Here is a 276-nt window from a genome sequence, read left to right as displayed (position 1 = left end):
ACTCCGCGAAACGACCGGAGATCGAGCGGTGCTGCGAGCCCTTCATTACCTGGATGAAAATGACCGCGTCGCGCGGCAGGTAGAGGCAATTAAAGCAGGTGAGTGGCAAAATGTACTGAAGTATATTACCGCTTCAGGTAATTCCTCGTGGAAATGGCTGCAGAACATCTACCAAGAATCGGTGTCACGTGAACAGGGCATTGCACTTACACTCGCTATTACCGAACGTTTCATCGACCGGTTGGGCGATGGTGCCTGCCGAGTGCACGGCGGCGG

At 54.3% G+C, this 276-nt stretch carries 1 pseudogene; it reads left to right on the top strand.

The annotated features are described in order from the left end of the window. Nucleotides 1-28: 28 nt before the first annotated feature. Nucleotides 29-276: pseudogene (locus KVT27_RS24490) on the top strand (galactokinase); the annotation flags it as partial.

The organism is Lysinibacillus sp. GbtcB16 (genome assembly GCF_019091145.1).
Classification (GTDB): Bacteria; Bacillota; Bacilli; order Bacillales_A; family Planococcaceae; genus Lysinibacillus; species Lysinibacillus fusiformis.
This window is presented reverse-complemented; position numbering and strand designations above follow the sequence as displayed.